We start from the raw sequence: 17,821 nt of genomic DNA, 5'->3' as shown, positions 1-17,821 counted from the left end.
TACTTTGTTTACAGAGGGAAGTGTTTTTGTTAGATATTTTATACTAACAAAAAACACTTTCTTTTTTATTTACACATTTTTATAGGCTAATTGAGAACTAAAAAGTGTTGATAGACGACAAATTCGACTGATTTCATCTTACTTCGACAACGAGGCTATGAGATAATTAGCCACATTTAAGAGAAAGGATTTAACTAAAAAATGAAGGCTAAAAGTATTTATTTATTGCTTATACCAGGACTTATTGTGGTTGTATTTTTTCTATTTGTACCCATTCTAATGATCATCGTTCCTACATTAAAGGGTGATCAAGGAATAACGTTAAGCAGATATATTATTTTTTTTAAAGATGCCTATTATATGAGTATACTTATGCGGACGGTGCGAATTGGTATTATAACGACTCTAATTTGTATCCTTCTTGGGGTACCCGTTTCCTATTATGTGGCTAAAAGCAGTCCTAAGATTAAAGGGTTATTACTTGCTGCTGCAATATTTCCACAACTAACAGATTCAGTTGTACGTTCTTTTGCATGGATGACGATATTGGGCAGGAATGGTATTGTCAATTCGTTGCTTGTTTCTGCTCATCTGTTTACTGAACCTCATATGTTTCTATATACAGAATCAGCGATTATTGTAGGTTCTGTATATCTTTTTTTACCCTTAATGATCATCTCTATGGTAGGGGTTATGGACAGTATTGAGGATGACTTGGTTGAAGCGGCAGAAAGCTTGGGCGCAAACAAGGTTGTTGCTTTCTTTAAGATAATTTTTCCTCTAAGTGTGCCTGGAATGATTGTTGGAAGCGTTTTGGTATTTACAGGTACTTTTACGGCATATACAACCCCCCAACTTTTGGGAGGTAATAAAAATACGGTCCTCGCAACGCTATTGTACCAGAAAGCCATGACGTTGAGCGATTGGACACAGGCATCTGTTCTTTCAATGGTGATGATACTGATCACACTTGCAGTGATGTTTAGTATTAACAAAGTAGCCTCAAGATTCTATGTAAGAGGTGTATAGCTTGAAAAATAATAAGATTTTGGTCTTGGTTGTTATCTTGGTTTATGTGTTTTTATGTGGGCCTTTGCTAATAATTGGCGCCACAGCCTTTAACTCGGGTAATATTATGTCTTTTCCGCCAAAAGGTTTCAGCTTTAGATGGTTTGCTATGGTATTTCAGTCGGAAACCTTTATGACAACACTGGGTATTAGTTTCCAGGTTGCAGTTCTCGCTACACTTATTGCTCTTATTATAGGTATACCTGCCGCTTATGCACTTAGCAGGAAGAATTATCGCGGAAAGAATATTGTTCAAAATATTTTTATCTCACCAATTATTGTACCAGGAGTGGTACTTGGCTTTGCTTTTTTTCGTTTTCTAATCATTAAATTGCAATTTGGGGTTTTTTTAAGCTTGCTGATTGGTCATGTGATTATTGTCATTCCATATATCATTCGCGTTATAGGATCGAGTCTGGATAATCTTGATTTTTCCATAGAAGAGGCGGCGGTGAGCTTAGGTGCTACGAAGCTGCGAGCTTTTTTCTTAATTGTTCTTCCCAATATAACTTCGGGTGTAATAGCGGCATTCATGTTGGCTTTCATTAACTCTTTTAATAATGTACCTGCTTCGTTATTTTTAACAGGACCTGGAGTGAGCACATTGCCTATTAGTATGATGAGCTATGTGGAATACAACTACGATCCGGCAATTTCTGCACTGTCGGTGATCCTTATGGCTATGACTGTATTAATTATGTTTATTATAGAAAAAACTTTAGGTCTTAGTCATTTCACAAAATGAGTAGGGGGAAAAGTATGGCATTAATCCATTTGAAAGATATCTGTGTTTCCTATGATGGAAAATCAGATATCTTAAAAAAGTTAAATCTGAATATAGAAAAAGGTCAGTTTGTTTCACTGCTTGGTCCTAGCGGATGTGGGAAAACCACGACTCTCAGGGTTATCGCCGGTTTCATAGATACGCGGGCAGGAGAATTTATATTTAATGGCAGTGATTATACAAGGTTAGCCGTTCATAAAAGGAATTTTGGATTGGTATTTCAAAGTTACGCATTATTTCCACATCTGACTGTGTTTGATAATGTAGCCTTTGGGCTGAGAATGCGTAAAACGAGTAAGGAAGAAATCAAGGAATCCGTTGAAGGAATTTTGGAGGTAGTGGATTTATCAGCCTATAGTAAAAGATATCCGAAGGAGCTGTCAGGAGGACAAAGACAAAGAGTGGCGTTAGCAAGAGCTTTGGTCATTCAACCGGATTTGCTGCTCTTAGACGAACCGCTTAGTAATCTTGATGCAAAGCTGCGTCTTAAAATGAGAGTGGAAATCAAAAAAATTCAACAAAAGATGGGTATAACAACATTATTCGTAACTCATGACCAAGAGGAATGTTTTTCTGTTTCGGATATGGTGGCAGTGATGAATAAAGGTGTTGTTGAGCAGTATGATTCGCCGGAAAAGATATATTCCCGTCCTAAGACAGAGTTTGTTGCCAGATTTATTGGGTTTGAAAATTTCTTTTCTCTTAAAAAACAAGAAAATGGCATATTTCTAACGGATAGTGGTATTTCAATACATATTGATGAGGAAGAAACATATTCAGACCGAGAAGAAGTGTTTACTGGAACCATAAGACCCGAGAATATTGAACTGCTGCCAAGTGACAGCAATCAGACTGATAATGTGATTCAAGGAAGTATTGAAGTAAGAACCTTTGTTGGCAAAGATTATCAATACAGTGTGGACACGGAAGTGGGGGCAATGATCGTCAACAGCAGTAAGGAACGCATGTATCATCAAGGGGATAAGGTAAAGTTGCATTTGCCATCTAATAAAGTACTTATCCTAAAATCAAAGGAGGATTAATTTAATGAAAAAAGTAGCATTAGTTTTGGCAGCTCTTATGGTAACGACTCTGTTTACTGGCTGCGGTACTCAAACAAGCTCATCCAATAACACGTCCAGTAATGCAGGAACTCCAACACAGCTAGTCGTATCAACCTGGGGATTAAATCAGGACCAGTACATGAAATATGTTGTTGAACCTTTTGAAAAAGCCAATAACGTAAAGATCGTTGTTGAAACCGGAAATAATGACGAAAGGCTAGCAAAGCTAAAAAATAATCCAAACAGTACGGTAGATGTAATGTATTTAGCAGAAGCTTACTCGCAACAGGCCATTGATGATGGGTTGTTTGCAAAAATAGACTATAGTAAAGTACCTAATGCTAAAAAGATTTTGCCTGTAGCACAAAAGTTTGTTGATGCGGGTTATGGCCCTGCTTATACTCTCAATCGGACAGCGATTGTTTATAACCCCAAAGCGGTGAGTGGGAAAATTACTTCCTGGAAGGATTTATGGAGAGCAGACTTAAAGGGAAAAATCGCAATTCCTGATATCACGACAACCTTTGGGCCTTCCATGATCTTCGCAGCTGGATTAGATGCGGGTTCAGATGTAAAGAGTGACAATGGTGCTGCAGCTTTTAAAGCATTAGAGGCTCTCAAGCCAAATGTGGTAAAAACCTACACCAAATCATCTGATTTGGTCAATATGTTCTCAAATGGTGAAATTACAGCAGCAGTTGCTGCAGATTACGTGGTAGGTTCCCTTAAAAAAGCAATGCCAGATGCCGTCTATGTTGATCCGCAAGAGGGAGCGTTCCTCAATTTTAACACCATTAACATTACTAAGAACTCTAAAAATAAAGAATTGGCAACTAAGTTTATCAATTATGTGTTAAGTGCAGAAGTCCAATCGAATACTGCTCCAAATGTCGGTGATTCACCGATCAACGTGGATGTTAAGTTATCTGAAAAGGATGCTGCAAACTTATCCTATGGTGAGGCTGTAAATAAGGCAAATACTTTAGATTATAGCTTTGTAAACAAGCAGTCAAAGACATGGATTGATCAATGGAATAGATTGTTTAATAACTAAATTATAAAAGAGGGCCAGGCATGGATGCAGACTTGATTATTAAAAATGTGCACGTATATAATGCATACTTTAAGAAATTTTTTTATCAGGACGTGGCTGTTTTCGAGGGAAGAGTTCTCCATATATCGGAGGCAGGCGGTATGCAGTTAAATGCAAAAAATGTAATCGACGGAAACGAAATGTATCTTATTCCAGGATTGATAGATATGCACATGCACATTGAAAGCTCCATGACGACGCCGATACAATTTGCCAAGACAGTTATTACACATGGGGTAACAACTGTCTTGGCAGATCCGCACGAAATAGCAAATGTATTTGGACTAGAAGGAATAGAAGTTATGATGGATATGAAATATAACGAGCTCATCGATATATTTTATGGCATTCCCAGCTCTGTTCCTTCGACTTCTTTTGAAATGGAAACTTCAGGCGGAAACATCGGTGTACAAGAAGTGGAACAACTCCTTCAAAGGAAAGATGTGCTCTGTCTCGGAGAAGTAATGAATTTTAGGAATTTAGTGGAAAATCGGGATTCCGAAATTAACAAGATTATTTCGATAATCAAGGAGAAAAGGCCAGAACTTGTTATCGAAGGACATTGTCCCAAAATCTCTGGTTTGGAACTTTCAAAGTATATTTTCTGTGGTGTAGATGGAGATCATACTCAACAGACTGTTCAGTCCCTTGAGGAAAAGATACAAAAAGGTATGTTCATGGAAATACAGGAAAAGTCTTTAACTCAGCCAATTATAGATTATGTTATACAACATGATCTATATGATCATGTTGCGTTGGTAACAGATGATGTAATGGCGGATAAACTTGTAGAAGGACATTTAAACCTGTTAGTAAAAAAGTCAATTAAAATGGGTATGAGGCCAGAAATGGCCATATATATGTCCACTTATACACCGGCAAGAAGACTAAAGTTAGCTGATAGAGGAAGCATAGCACCGGGGAAAGTTGCTGATTTTATATTGCTCAGTGATCTGGATGAGTTCATTATCCATTCAGTTTTCAAGCGTGGAGTGAAGGTTGGAAATGAAACTTGTGAATTTGTAGAGCAAAAACGATGTTTCCCCGCTCATTTCTATAATAGTATAAAGCTTTCTAGGTTATCTTCATCCGATTTTAGAGTATATACATCCGATAATAGAACTAGAACTTTATGCAGAATCATCAATGTGCACAACGATAGCACGTTTACTGAGGAATGTTTTGATTGGTTTGAGGTTGATCGAGATCACTTACTGTGGCAAAATTCAAACTATTGTCTCATTGCAGTTTTTGAAAGGTATGGAAAAAACAATCAAAGATCTTACGGTTTGGTCGGTGGAGATGTACTTAAGCGTGGTGCTGTAGCCAGTAGTTATTCCCACGATAGTCATAATCTAATGATCCTGGGAAGAATTGAAGAAGATATGGTATTAGCTGCGAATTGGGTTATTGATCATCAGGGCGGTATTTGTGTCGCAGATCAGGGTGAAATCATTTCAGCCTTGGAACTGCCGGTCGGTGGTATTTTGTCTGAAGAATCACTAGAGATATTAGCCCAAAAGTTAAAAGATGTTAGACAAGCTCTAAAGAAATTAGGTTATACGCATCATAATGAAATTATGTCGCTGAGCACTCTCACCCTTCCTGTCAGTCCATCCTTAAAAATTAGCGACCAAGGCTTAATCAAAGTAAGCGAACAGAAATTTGTTGATTTACTTTTATAAAATTAATGTAGTCAGAAGAAGGTATTCTCTTGGATAGGTTGATTATCAAAGATGTATCTATACTTACGATGAATTCGGAAAAAAAGATCTTCGAAAATGGTGTTGTGGTTATTAAAGGTGATGCCATAGAGGCAGTAGGAGACAAAGGGTTGCATGAGAAATATAAAGCTGACCGAGTCATCGATGGTAATAATGGCATCTTAATACCCGGTATGGTAAATACACATACCCATGCCGCAATGGTGGTTTTTAGAAGTCTGGGAGATGATTTTGCAGATAGACTGAAAAAGTATATCTTCCCACTAGAAAAAAAGTTGGTCGATAAGAACCTGGTGTCACTCGGTTCTAAATATGGTATTGCGGAAATGCTGTTATCCGGTGTGACAACATTTGCAGATATGTATTACTTTGAGGATGAAGTGGCAAAAGCGGCAAAGGAAATGGGAATTAGAGCAGTCCTTGGAGAAACTGTGGTTAATTTTCCATCTCCGGACTCTAAAGTACCATACGGTGGTTTAGACGTCGGTGAACAATTTATTGAAAAGTGGTTAGGGGATGATCTGATCACACCGGCTATTGCTCCTCATGCAACTTATACCAATGACAGTATTCATATTCAGAAGGCCTCCGCATTAGCTGAAAAATTCAATGTTCCAATGATGATGCATGTGGCGGAGATGGAAGATGAAATAAAGAAATACCGAAACGAGTATAATATGACCCCAGTGCAATATCTTGAGAGCTTATCGGCACTAAATGAAAGGTTTATTGCTGCTCACTTGATCCATGTTTCGATGGATGATATGGATATTCTTGATAAGAGAAATATCGGTATCGCTCATAATATCGGTGCCAATGCTAAAGCGGGAAAAGGTGTTCCTCCTCTCAAGGAAATGGTGAATAGAAAGATGAGGGTAGGGCTTGGCAGTGACGGACCGATGAGCGGAAATACACTGGATATTATCAATCAAATGTCATTGGTAGCTAAAATACACAAGTTGTTTAACCATGACAGGACACTATTTCCTGCAAGGGACATCGTGGAAATGGCTACTTTAGGCGGTGCCAGAGCGTTAAAACTCGATAACTTAATAGGCTCTATAGAACCGGGTAAAAAAGCGGATTTGGTGATTCTTGAAACCGACTCAGTGAATATGCAACCCATCTACGATTATTACTCTACCCTTGTGTATGCTGCCAATGCTGGCAATGTAGATACGGTGATTGTTAATGGCAAGGTTTTGGTCAGGAACAAATGCTTTATTGAATACGAAATTGAAAAGATCCAACAGGAACTTAAGGCTCTAAATCTAAAAATTAAAATGGAATGTATTTACTCTGGAATGAATTGAGTTAATGTTCAACATACCGGATTTTCTGCTGTCTTTTAGCAACGTCCCATTGAATTCGGGCTTAAAAATCGTTAAAATTTTGTTATGCCAGAATTATAACGATGACGAATGATAGCAGGTGGTAAAGTGTACTTAACTGATTCGACTGAGAATAGAAAAACGATTTGTCATATCTATAATGAAGTCTCTATAGAATTATTTGGTTATGGTACTGTCATATTGAAGGCGAATATAAGAGAGGATGTCTTGACTATTCGTTCCAAGCATAGGCGGGCACAACGTTCAGAAGCGTTGGAGAGAGAGATCCCTTTGCTAAAGGAAGAAGTGGACTTTCATTTAAGTAAGTTATTTAAAAGTATGTTGAGACAGAAGCTGGAACAAGAAATGGGTCTTAATATTATAGCGGTGTTACGGGATTATGATTCTTCAACTCAATGGGCATTTACTAATATAATTCTAGCTCCATAATCCTTATTTTTTAGGTATTAATGTGTAGCGAGCATTATTGATATTTTGTTATGAATATAAGGGTGTATTTTTTTGTACTTTACTTTAGTAGGTAATTGTTTATAGTAGGGAAATGTAAAAGCTAATAATAAATACTCAATGGTTCCCTATCGCTGAAGGCTATGTTAGAGGCGTGAAAAGCCTGCAGAATAAGGGCTTGAAGTAATTTCACAAGACCAAAATATAGGGTGTTGGTAGCTAAAATCTCAAGTGATTTTGGGCTCCAACACCCTATGTTTTTAGCAAAGTCGCTTATTTTAAGTGCCGACAAAATAAGATAATCCTTGACAACGAAGAAAGTACAGAGTAATATGGTTACCTAAGGTAACTAATTATTTTTAAAGGAGGCCGCAAATGCAAGGATTTTTTCAACGTTTTTTCAGCCTATATCGGCCACTTGTCAACCAACTGAATGAACTTCTCGGTGAATATGACCTTTCTTATTCCTTGTGGCAGGTTATTGTTTACCTAAAAAACAATGGGAAGTCTTCACTCGTGGACATTGCCGGCTATTATAATATAGAAAAGCCAAGTATTACGCGCAGGGTTCATGCACTTGAAAAAATGCTGCTTATTCAAGAGACGGCAGACGGCAAAGACCAGAGGAAGAAGGTCATTCAGCTAACTGATAAGGCAGAAGATTTATACAAAATATGCAGGGAGCGAATAACCGAACTTGAGTATATGGCGATTATCGGACTTACGAAAGAAGAACAGTTGGCGGTCTATACGGCGCTTCCTAAAATACAGCTCAATATTATAAATGGAAAGGACTTATAAAATGAACAAACCTCAGCTATGGACCAAAAACTTTTTAATCATCACGACAGCGAACTTTTTTCTGTATTTCACGTTTTATTTACTTATGGCGACCATCTCAATCTTTGCCACTGAGAAATTCCATACCACGCCAAGCCAGGCCGGTCTGGCGTCAGGTATATTTGTTATAGGCGTACTCCTTGCCCGGTTTCTTACAGGGCGGTATATTGACTATATCGGATGGAAAAAAACACTTTACATCGGATTTATTCTGTTTTTGTTGACGACTTGCCTGTATATGCCCGTAAACAGTATTGGTTTCCTTTTGGTTATCCGCTTGCTCAATGGCTTTGCTATGGGTATTGCTTCTACCGCGACCGGAACTATTGTATCCAAAATTATCCCAGATGAGCGGAGAGGCGAAGGTACGGGATATTATGCGCTCAGTCTGACTATTGCAGCATCGCTAGGACCTTTTATCGGTATGTTTATTGCCAATCGAGCGTCATTCCAATATAATTTTCTGGTATGCATTATCTTTCTGGCGTTTAGCTTTATTGCGGTGTTTTTTGTGAGAATTCCAAAAGTTGAACTCAAAATAGCAATAAATCAGAACAGGCGGCATTTTTCTCTGCATAATTTTATTGAGATAAAGGCACTCCCGATTTCTGTGGTTGCTTTTGTCATCGCACTGGGTTATTCAAGTATTCTCACTTTTGTGACAACAAATGCCAAAGAGCTAGATTTAGTTAACGCAGGCAGCTTTTACTTTATCATTTACGCCATCTTTGTTCTGGTGTCACGGCCATTTACGGGCAGGATGTTCGACCGCAAAGGAGAAAACATAGTAATGTATCCTGCAATCACGATAATTGCTCTGGCACTTTTCGTTCTGGCGCGCGCGAACACTTCTTTTCTGCTTTTGGTGTCGGGGGCATTATTAGGCATTGGTTACGGCACCACATCCTCCAGCGTTCAGGCTATTGCTATCAAAGCTTCGCCAAAGAACCGGATGGGCTTGGCAATCTCCACAAACTTTATTTTTCAAGATTTAGGCGTTGGCCTCGGACCATACATACTGGGCTACTTTATACCAATTTTACAGTATCGCGGAATGTACTTGATGATGTCTATTGTTTTGATTGCGTGTATTCTCCTTTATCACTATATCCACGGGCGAAAAGCCGCCTTGGTTAAAACGACAGAAAATGTGGCTATTGGCAATACGCTTGATGAAGCGCTGATTGGTAATGAGATTATTGAGAGAGCGCTCGTGGATAACGAAGTCGAAATAGCCATGTTGGAGAAGGATATTCCATAGACGTAGTTAATATAAGCTAAGCTCTATTGCCGGGCGCTGTCGCGATTGAGTTATTCCAGTAACGCGATTACATGAAAGAATACTCCAAGCAGTTGCTTACGAATTTAGAGGAGCTACACCCCGAGGACATCGCTAATGCTAAATCTTAAAAGATGTTATAATTATAAAGTGTTCCATAATAGTGAATGGCCTATTTTGATTGCAGCGGCTCAGGCGGCTGTTATCAACAAAGGCCGATCGAAGTAAGGTAAATAGTAGGAATAAGCCTAGTTGGTGCAAATAAGGTTGGACAGTTTCATACTAGAAAAGAAGGGTATTGTCTTTTGGTAATTCTATCAAAGACAATACCCATTTTCATTTGTTCATCATTTTGGGTATTTTTTCCGTCACAGTATATATTTGTCGTGATGTGACAAAAACATAAGTTAAGTCGACTTTTTGCTAGTTTAGGAAATGGAACATTTGTATTCCCTCCTTGGTATAATGAAACGCAAGATTAGTCAATTTATAATCTTGGAAAACATTTTTTGGGGCTGCAACTGCGCCAATAAGAATGCTGGTGCTATTGCCCTTAAAGAACAAACCTTCTATAAAATGATGTTTATAATGGTAAAAACTGCAACTGGTCTATTTTGCTAGCTACAGCTGCATATTGTTGAAAGGTAACGACAAAAGCGTTACAATGATATTAAAAGGAGATGATTATCATGGAAAAAACTACGACTTTAAATTTAAGAGTTAATCCTGACGTAAAAAGAAGGGCCGAGGAAGTCCTTTCACAACTCGGCATACCTATGTCCACAGCGATAGATATTTATCTAAAGCAGATTTCAATGACCGGCGGAATACCTTTTGCTGTAACGCTGCCGAGAGTACCGGTTTCCGTAAATGCCGATTTGATGACAACGGACGAAATTCATGCGAAGTTAAAGGAAGGATACAACGATATCGAAAAAGGTAATGTGCAGGATGCATCTGCTGCCTTTCAGAGATTTCGGAAGACACACGCATGAAGCAGTATAAGATTCAGATAACTGACATGGCACTTTCCGATATGGAGGAGATTTATAATTATATCGCGGAGAAGCTACAGGCACCGGAAGCGGCCATGGGACAGTATAACAGAATAGCTGACACAATCGAAACTCTTGATACGTTCCCAGAACGTGTGAAGTTAATGGAGACAGAAGAAGAATGTGCGCTGGGACTCAGGCAAATGCCTGTTGATAACTTTTCTGTATTCTTTCATATCAGAGAAGAGCGGGTAATCATTACAAACGTTTTGTACAGTGCCAGCGATATAGCCAAGCGTTTACGTGATTCATGAAGGCTTCAGATGCGGGTAATTTGAGCCGAAGAGCGGTAAAATATTGAAAATACGTTATGACGCATGTGTAGGAAAATGTGTAGTTAGAAATTAATCGGGTTATAGTAATATTGTTCATAAACAAACTTATATGCTGATATATTGTTTAGGGTGATTAATATTCGTATTAACTCAAGTCTAAAGATTGTATAAATAATGCCCGCAAGGCCTTATATACCAAGGGCTTGTGGGCATTATTTATACAATTGAGTAGGGGTACAGTCACTAATAATTTTAAGGGATAGTACCCTATTTGTGTTCAATCAACAATAAGTTACAACATAGAAAGATATTCTTTAATACAAAATGACATCATAAGATTGAATTTAATCGAAGAATTGTCCAGCTCAATATTAAGGATTTCTTTAATTTTCCGGATGCGGTAGACGATCGTATTTCGATGTGTATGCAGCCGGGAGGCCGTATCGAGCAGGCTGCAATCTGATAAGAGGTAAATATGAAGTGTGTTCATGTAATCTGAATCGTGATCGCGATCGTATTTTTCCAATTTACCCAGATGCTGCAGAAAAAGTGTTTCCAGCAAACTTGGATCAGATAAACTGAAAAATATCTGAAACAATCCAAGCTCATCAAAACGCACACACTGCCGTTGGTAGAATTCTGCAGCAGCCAGAGAAAAGCGAGCGCGTTTATAGTTTAGACTAATTTGGGCAAGAGAATGTGCAGTATCACTGATACCCAGGATAATACTGTCACAATAACAAATCAGTGTAATTACCCTGTCCAAGGAAAGCTGCTTCTGCGCCGTATTATAGACAAGAATGTGCATATTGTCATATTGGAACAGGTGATATTTCAGACTGTAGCTGTTCAGTGGAGAAGTAATGATCGTTGTCTCCATTAAATTGCGGATTACGAAAACTCTGTAATCCCCTATAGTTTCGAACCCAAACTGATTTAGAGTGCGGAGAGTATTGTCTTGTACCGGCGTCTGATTAATGGCGTTCTGAAATGTTGAACTGAGTTGATTTTCCCAATTGTTGTCATATAGAAGGAGTTTGCAGAAATCCTGTAAAATGTCCACTAAATGGATCTCCCAAGGCATAGTGAAGAGCGGGAATCCGTTGATATTGCAAAATTCGATAATTTCTGGAGTAATATCTTCCTTAATAATATACTTACCTACATTAATCACGATGCCGCTGCAATTGTGTAAAGCGATCGTTCGGATGAAATTATACAGATTAATGTTATTTTGAGTAAAAAGCCCCGTGGTAATAACCAGCTCTCCACCCTTTAAAAATGAAACGGTTTGAATATCTTCAGTAACATATACCCAGGAAGCAGCATTGTTCAATCCGCTTTGCCCACCAAGGATGGTCAGCATGTATTTTGTTTTTGCAGACTCATATAAAGTTTTTACTTGTGTCCGCATAGGGCTTTCCTCCTTGGTAGATTTTTTAGAGTATATCATACTAATATTACTAATTAAAGAATTAATTGTACCGGTAATACAAAAAGCTGCGAAATGTTTGTAGCGTGGGGCCATTGGATTTTAGTTTGTGTGTGCTAAAATACTAACATAAACAAAACAAGATTTCTCCAAAGGGATGATTAACTACGGGACAAAAATTTGTGGTTACAATAGCACGGCAGTTTGGCAGTCTAGGCCGGCCAATTGCTCGAAAAGTCAGTGAAACGTTGGGCATTGAATATTACGACAGAGAGATCGTGGAATTTACCTCAAAGAAGCTGAATCTTCCGGTTTCAACCATCAGTGATGAAGAGGAAAGCGCAAAATCATCTGCATTTTTCAACATGAGTTTCCCGTTGGGTATGGGGACTAACGAAATTCAGGATCAAATATTTGCTGTTCAGCGAAAAATTATCACAGATTTCGCGGAAAAAGGACCGTGTATTATCGTCGGTCGGTGCTCAGATTATATTCTCAAAGATTGTACGGATATTATTAATGTCTTTATCTATGCACCTTATAGCGCAAGACTTTGTAATTGTGTGGAGATACTCGATATGCAACCCGCCGAGGCAAAGAAGATGATTGCTGCTGTAGACAAAGCCAGGGACGCATATCACAAACACTACTGTGGCTACTCCATGTCAGATAAAGACTTCAAGCATGTAATGCTGGATTCCAGTCTGCTGGGAGTTGAGGGAACCTGTGATGTGCTCGTAGAAATTATAAGGAAGAGATTCAATTTGCAATAACAGGATCTCAAGATAGAATCTCAAAAAAATATGCAATGGGGCATTTCTGGTTAAATATCAAAAATGATGCAACAAATTGTTAGAGCTAGATTTTTTTATCTCATAACAACAAGGGGGTTGTTTCGCTACAGGCGAGACAACCCCCTTTTCTTGCTCTGACGTAGGTGTTGGCTTAACAACTGTATTTATTGTTAAGTTTTTATATAGAGATAACCCACACGAATATTATTCTAAATCAAAGTAAGGAGGAACTTTTATGAAACGTATCTTATCCCTGGTTATGGTGGTGCTCTTGTCGTTTGGAGTGGTATCTCTCGGCGGCTGCGGTTCCAGTAAAACTACGAGTGACGGGAGCAATACTAAAGAAATTAACTTTTTCCAATGGACTGAGTATACCCCGCAGTCAGTGCTCGATTCTTTCAAACAGAAGTATGGCATCACAGTCAAGATGAGTAACTTCTCTTCTAACGAGGAAATGATAGCTAAGCTACAAGCGGGCGGGCTCTCACAGTATGATGTCGTCGTACCCAGCAATTACGCTGTTAAAGGTATGATAGCCCAAAATCTTATTCAGCCGATTAACAAGGATAATATCCCTAATTTCCAAAACATAGATGACAGTTTTCTAAACCGTGATTACGATCCGGGAAACAAATACACTGTTCCATACCTTTCCAGTCCGGTTGTTCTGGCGGTCAACACCAAAAAGGTGACTAAGACCATTACCAGCTATAACGATTTGCTTGATCCTTCATTCAAAAATCAGATAGTCGTTGTTGACGATGAGCGGCCCATCATCGGAGCTGCCTTGCTCGCGACAGGTCACTCGCTAAATGACACCAATGAAAATGATCTTAAAGATGCGGAAAGTTGGTTGAAGAAACTCAGACCGAATATTAAGGTGTTCGACAGTGACAGTCCTAAAACCGCCTTAATTTCCGGAGAGTGCTCCATTGGCCTTATTTACAACGGCGAAGCTGCCCTGGCCATTAAATCGAACCCGGATATCAAAGTTATTTGGCCTAAAGAAGGCATTTCCGGACTTACTATTGACAATCTCTGTGTCGTTAAAGGTACCAAGCATGAAAAGGAAGCAGAGATGTTCATCAACTACATCCTTGATCCGACAGTTAGTAAATTAATTTCCGACGAGTACCCCTATACCAATCCCAACAAAGCCGCCCATTCATTGTTAGGGAAAAGTTATCTTGACAACTCAGCCAGCAATATCCCCTTCGACAAGATCAAAAGCAGCGAACTTCTTAACGATGTGGGGGCCTCTTTGAGCCAATTTGATAGGATCTGGACAGAATTTAAGGGCTAATTAATCTTCCAGGCATAGCTAACGCAAAAAAGGGAGTGCGAACAAAATGGTGAAACTTGAAATAATCACTCGTTCAGAGAAACTCGTCGACGTAAAGAAAATCCTAGCTAAGCATGACTATATCGGCCTTACAGTCACAGCCGTTATGGGCTGTGGTCACCAAAAGGGCAGAATCAAGGAGTTTGAAGGACTTAACCTCGAGATAAACTTACTGCCTAAAGTTCAGGTGATGACGGTGGTTTTGGATGAGGATGTCGAGGAGATTCTCACTGAGCTCCACGAAACAATCTCGACGGGTAAAGTGGGAGACGGAAAAGTGTTCATTTCGGATGTCCGCGATGTCATGCGCATACGAACCGGAGAGAGAGGGGAGAAAACTCTATAAACCGACACAAGCAATAAGGAGGTGCCCGCATGGCACAAGTATCTGATAAGGTCATGGTTGAACTACGCAATGTGGATAAATTTTATGGTGCTAACAAGGTCGTCAAAAACCTAAACCTTCAGATACGGGAGGGTGAGTTTTTAACAATGCTCGGGCCTTCCGGCTGCGGCAAGACGACAACCTTGCGGATGATTGCCGGATTTGAAGCCGTGACCTCAGGCGCAGTGATAATCGAGGGTGAAAATGTTGGGAACAAGGCACCCTACCAGCGCAATGTCAACACTGTGTTTCAGAATTATGCCTTGTTCCCTCATATGAACGTCTATGACAATATTGCTTTTGGGCTAACTGAAAAAAAAGTCAAGAAAGAGGAAATTCGTCAGCGGGTAGGTGAGATGCTTTCCTTAGTGCAGATGGATGGCTATGAGAAGCGGATGCCTTCCCAGTTGTCAGGCGGACAGAAACAGCGTGTGGCTATTGCCCGAGCACTTGTCAATCGACCTAAGGTTTTGTTGCTTGATGAGCCGCTTGGCGCCTTGGATCTCAAACTGCGCAAGCAGATGCAAGTCGAGCTCAAGCACCTCCAACGCCAACTGGGCATTACCTTTGTCTATGTAACGCACGATCAGGAAGAGTCCTTAACCATGAGCGATCGCATCGCAGTCATGAACAACGGTATCCTGGAGCAGATCGGTCCGCCTGATAAGATCTATAATCAACCGGCAACGAAATTTGTCGCGGATTTTATTGGTGAATCGAATATTCTTGAGGCTTCGGTTGGAAGTGTCGACGGCGACAGCCTTAACGTTATCTTTGAAACTGGCAGCGCCGAGGTCAGCGCCGCCGGGTTCAGTCAGGACGAGATGGTGTATATCTCAGTGCGCCCTGAAAAGCTCAAATGCTCTGCTGCCGCTGTGCCCGGTTTCAACCTCAGGGGCACTGTCAAAGAACATATCTATGTGGGCTCGATTATCAAGACAATCATTGAGCTGCCTAATGGACAGGACCTTAAAATGAGTTTGCTGGCAGGCACGCCGCTGATTGCTCCAGGCGAGGTCGTTTGGGTCTATTGGGAAAAGGACGGTACCGTTGTTCTCCATACCCATGAGGAAACTCTTTATAATCTCATAGAGCAGGTCCCGAAAATCGAGGTGAGTGTATGAATACCGTGACTCCACCACTAGTTTCGTTCAGAGCAGAGGCAACCGCATCAGAGAAGCGAATGGCCCTTTCCCGAAGCATTCCGCTTTTCCTGATGGTTGGTCCGGTCATCCTATGGCTTTTAATTTTTGTCGCCGCTCCTCTGGTGTATATCCTTGTCATCAGTTTTATGAAAAAAGGTACTTATGGGGGGGTAGTTGCCAGCTTAAATTTTCAAAACTACCTGCGGATCTATGATCCCCTTTACCTGAAAATCTTTTTTGTTTCCATTGTCATTGCTCTGGCAACCACTGTACTCTGCCTGGTACTAGGCTATCCCTTCGCCTATATCATTGCCAGGGCCAGAGACCGCAACAAAAGTATTCTGCTTTCCCTGATCATGCTGCCATTTTGGACTAACTCACTCATTCGTACCTATGGCTGGATAATTCTGTTGCGGACGAATGGTACCTTTAATACCCTGCTGCAGTCGACGCACTTGGTTTTTCGGCCACTCCAGATGCTTTATACAAACGGAGCAGTGATGGTCGGAATGGTCTATACCCTGTTTCCATTTATGGTGCTGCCGCTTTACAGCTCAATCGAGAAACTTGATCGTTCTTTGCTGGAAGCCGCCAACGATCTCGGTGCCAAGCCGCGGCGAGCTTTTTGGCGGGTGACGCTCCCGCTCACTGTTCCGGGTGTCTTTGCCGGCTGCATCCAAGTCTTTATCCCGACGCTTGGCTACTTCTTCATCAGTGACCTATTAGGCGGCGGAAATTCCGTCCTCGTTGGCAATCTTATCAGAAACCAATTTCTTGCGGCAAGAGATTGGCCCTTCGGTGCAGCCCTGTCGATTCTCCTGATTGTCTTCACCATCGTCTTGATGAGGGTCTACAAGCACTTCGGCGGTAGTCTCGAAAATATTACTTAAGGGGGGTAAGGTTATGAATTCAAGCAACAAACAGTTAACCAAGCTCCTGTCGGCGGTCTTTGTGACCCTGATTTATATCTTTCTCTACCTGCCTATCGCGATTATTGTTTTTTTCTCGTTTAACTCGTCTAAGCTTAATATTGTTTTTCAGGGATTTACCCTCCAATGGTACGGCATCATGCTGCAGAACACGGATCTTATGTCGGCCTTAGAAAACACAGCGATCGTTGCCGTTTCCACCGTCGTCATCTCGGTTTTCATTGGCACCCTTGCCGCTATAGGAATGTTTCGTTATGAATTTAGGGGTAAAAGTATTGTTGACTCCTTCCTCTATATCCCCATTGTTATCCCCGAGATCGTCATGGGCATCTCCTTGCTCGCCTTTTACCACATCCTAAATATTAGTTTAGGCATTACGACGCTGATTATTGCCCATGTCACCTTTTCGATGCCCTATGTTGTTGTCACGGTGCGTTCACGCATCTCCGGCTTTGACATGTCGGTGGAAGAAGCAGCGATGGACCTGGGTGCTACCCGCCTGCACACTCTTTTGCGCATCACGCTGCCGATCATCGCCCCTGGGATTCTCGCCGGCGCTATGCTGGCCCTCACCCTGTCCCTCGATGATGTGATCGTCAGCTTTTTTACCACCGGTGTGGACAGCGTGACGCTGCCTATTTATATCTTCAATAAGGTCAAAACAGGAGTCTCGCCGGATATCAATGCCTTAATCACTGTGATTATCCTTATCACGCTCTTAATTCTCGTGGTTATGCGAACTTTTGAGGCTAAAACCTCTAAAAAAGGTCTGGTTTAATACCTATAAACTTGCCTGAGTCAAGGACTCCCAAA

General features: G+C 40.5%; 18 protein-coding genes. 17 read left to right on the top strand and 1 reads right to left on the bottom strand.

The window, feature by feature from the left end; translation table 11 throughout:
- The first annotated feature begins 201 nt into the window (after positions 1–201).
- The 11 genes from B5Y67_RS23100 to B5Y67_RS23050 all read left to right on the top strand — a co-directional run bounded on the left by B5Y67_RS23100 (position 202) and on the right by B5Y67_RS23050 (position 10,960).
- Positions 202–1,029, top strand: a complete 828-nt coding sequence (locus B5Y67_RS23100; protein WP_088228731.1) for an ABC transporter permease — start codon at positions 202–204, stop codon at positions 1,027–1,029.
- 1 nt (position 1,030) lies between these two features.
- The gene (locus B5Y67_RS23095; protein ID WP_088228730.1) at positions 1,031–1,813 is read left to right on the top strand and encodes an ABC transporter permease; all 783 of its coding nucleotides are present in this window, start codon (positions 1,031–1,033) and stop codon (positions 1,811–1,813) included.
- Between the two features lie 14 nt (positions 1,814–1,827).
- Complete coding sequence (locus tag B5Y67_RS23090) at positions 1,828–2,895, top strand: ABC transporter ATP-binding protein (RefSeq protein ID WP_088228729.1); 1,068 nt, start codon at positions 1,828–1,830, stop codon at positions 2,893–2,895.
- 4 nt (positions 2,896–2,899) lie between these two features.
- Positions 2,900–3,970 carry an ABC transporter substrate-binding protein gene (locus B5Y67_RS23085; RefSeq protein WP_088228728.1) on the top strand — a complete coding sequence of 357 codons (1,071 nt, stop codon included), beginning with the start codon at positions 2,900–2,902 and terminating at the stop codon, positions 3,968–3,970.
- Positions 3,971–3,990: 20 nt separating this feature from the next.
- Positions 3,991–5,694, top strand: coding sequence for an adenine deaminase C-terminal domain-containing protein (locus tag B5Y67_RS23080; protein ID WP_088228727.1), 1,704 nt, complete (start codon positions 3,991–3,993; stop codon positions 5,692–5,694).
- 29 nt (positions 5,695–5,723) lie between these two features.
- Entirely contained in the window at positions 5,724–7,046 is a 1,323-nt protein-coding gene (locus B5Y67_RS23075; protein WP_088228726.1) for an amidohydrolase, read from the top strand.
- A gap of 126 nt (positions 7,047–7,172) precedes the next feature.
- Positions 7,173–7,514, top strand: coding sequence for a DUF2294 domain-containing protein (locus B5Y67_RS23070; protein ID WP_088228725.1), 342 nt, complete (start codon positions 7,173–7,175; stop codon positions 7,512–7,514).
- A gap of 393 nt (positions 7,515–7,907) precedes the next feature.
- Positions 7,908–8,333 (top strand): MarR family transcriptional regulator, encoded by a 426-nt coding sequence (locus B5Y67_RS23065; RefSeq protein ID WP_088228724.1) that lies wholly within the window; start codon positions 7,908–7,910, stop codon positions 8,331–8,333.
- Between the two features lies 1 nt (position 8,334).
- A complete protein-coding gene (locus B5Y67_RS23060) occupies positions 8,335–9,633 on the top strand; it encodes an MFS transporter (protein WP_088228723.1) in 1,299 nt (432 codons plus the stop codon).
- A gap of 707 nt (positions 9,634–10,340) precedes the next feature.
- Positions 10,341–10,646, top strand: coding sequence for a type II toxin-antitoxin system RelB/DinJ family antitoxin (locus tag B5Y67_RS23055; RefSeq protein WP_088228722.1), 306 nt, complete (start codon positions 10,341–10,343; stop codon positions 10,644–10,646).
- Entirely contained in the window at positions 10,643–10,960 is a 318-nt protein-coding gene (locus tag B5Y67_RS23050) for a type II toxin-antitoxin system RelE/ParE family toxin (protein ID WP_088228721.1), read from the top strand. The genes B5Y67_RS23055 and B5Y67_RS23050 overlap by 4 nt, the downstream gene beginning before the upstream one ends.
- Positions 10,961–11,273: 313 nt before the next feature.
- Here the strand turns inward: B5Y67_RS23050 and B5Y67_RS23045 are convergent, their stop codons facing one another.
- Complete coding sequence (locus tag B5Y67_RS23045) at positions 11,274–12,395, bottom strand: PucR family transcriptional regulator ligand-binding domain-containing protein (RefSeq protein WP_170932784.1); 1,122 nt, start codon at positions 12,393–12,395, stop codon at positions 11,274–11,276.
- A gap of 200 nt (positions 12,396–12,595) precedes the next feature.
- On the opposite strand from B5Y67_RS23045, the gene B5Y67_RS23040 reads away from it, so the two are divergent.
- From B5Y67_RS23040 to B5Y67_RS23015, 6 genes are all read left to right on the top strand, one after another.
- A complete protein-coding gene (locus B5Y67_RS23040; protein WP_088228719.1) occupies positions 12,596–13,186 on the top strand; it encodes a cytidylate kinase-like family protein in 591 nt (196 codons plus the stop codon).
- A gap of 256 nt (positions 13,187–13,442) precedes the next feature.
- Complete coding sequence (locus B5Y67_RS23035; RefSeq protein ID WP_088228718.1) at positions 13,443–14,510, top strand: spermidine/putrescine ABC transporter substrate-binding protein; 1,068 nt, start codon at positions 13,443–13,445, stop codon at positions 14,508–14,510.
- A 46-nt stretch (positions 14,511–14,556) separates the two neighbouring features.
- Positions 14,557–14,895 (top strand): P-II family nitrogen regulator, encoded by a 339-nt coding sequence (locus B5Y67_RS23030; RefSeq protein ID WP_088228717.1) that lies wholly within the window; start codon positions 14,557–14,559, stop codon positions 14,893–14,895.
- A 29-nt stretch (positions 14,896–14,924) separates the two neighbouring features.
- A complete protein-coding gene (locus B5Y67_RS23025) occupies positions 14,925–16,058 on the top strand; it encodes an ABC transporter ATP-binding protein (protein ID WP_088228716.1) in 1,134 nt (377 codons plus the stop codon).
- A complete protein-coding gene (locus tag B5Y67_RS23020) occupies positions 16,055–16,969 on the top strand; it encodes an ABC transporter permease (protein WP_088228715.1) in 915 nt (304 codons plus the stop codon). The genes B5Y67_RS23025 and B5Y67_RS23020 overlap by 4 nt, the downstream gene beginning before the upstream one ends.
- Before the next feature lie 13 nt (positions 16,970–16,982).
- On the top strand, positions 16,983–17,786 hold the full coding sequence (locus B5Y67_RS23015; protein ID WP_088228714.1) for an ABC transporter permease: 804 nt from the start codon (positions 16,983–16,985) through the stop codon (positions 17,784–17,786).
- Positions 17,787–17,821 lie beyond the last annotated feature (35 nt).

This window comes from Desulfosporosinus sp. FKB (genome assembly GCF_002196705.1).
Classification (GTDB): Bacteria; Bacillota; Desulfitobacteriia; order Desulfitobacteriales; family Desulfitobacteriaceae; genus Desulfosporosinus.
The sequence above is the reverse complement of the archived record's forward strand: the minus strand, read 5'-3'. Positions and strand labels throughout refer to the sequence as shown.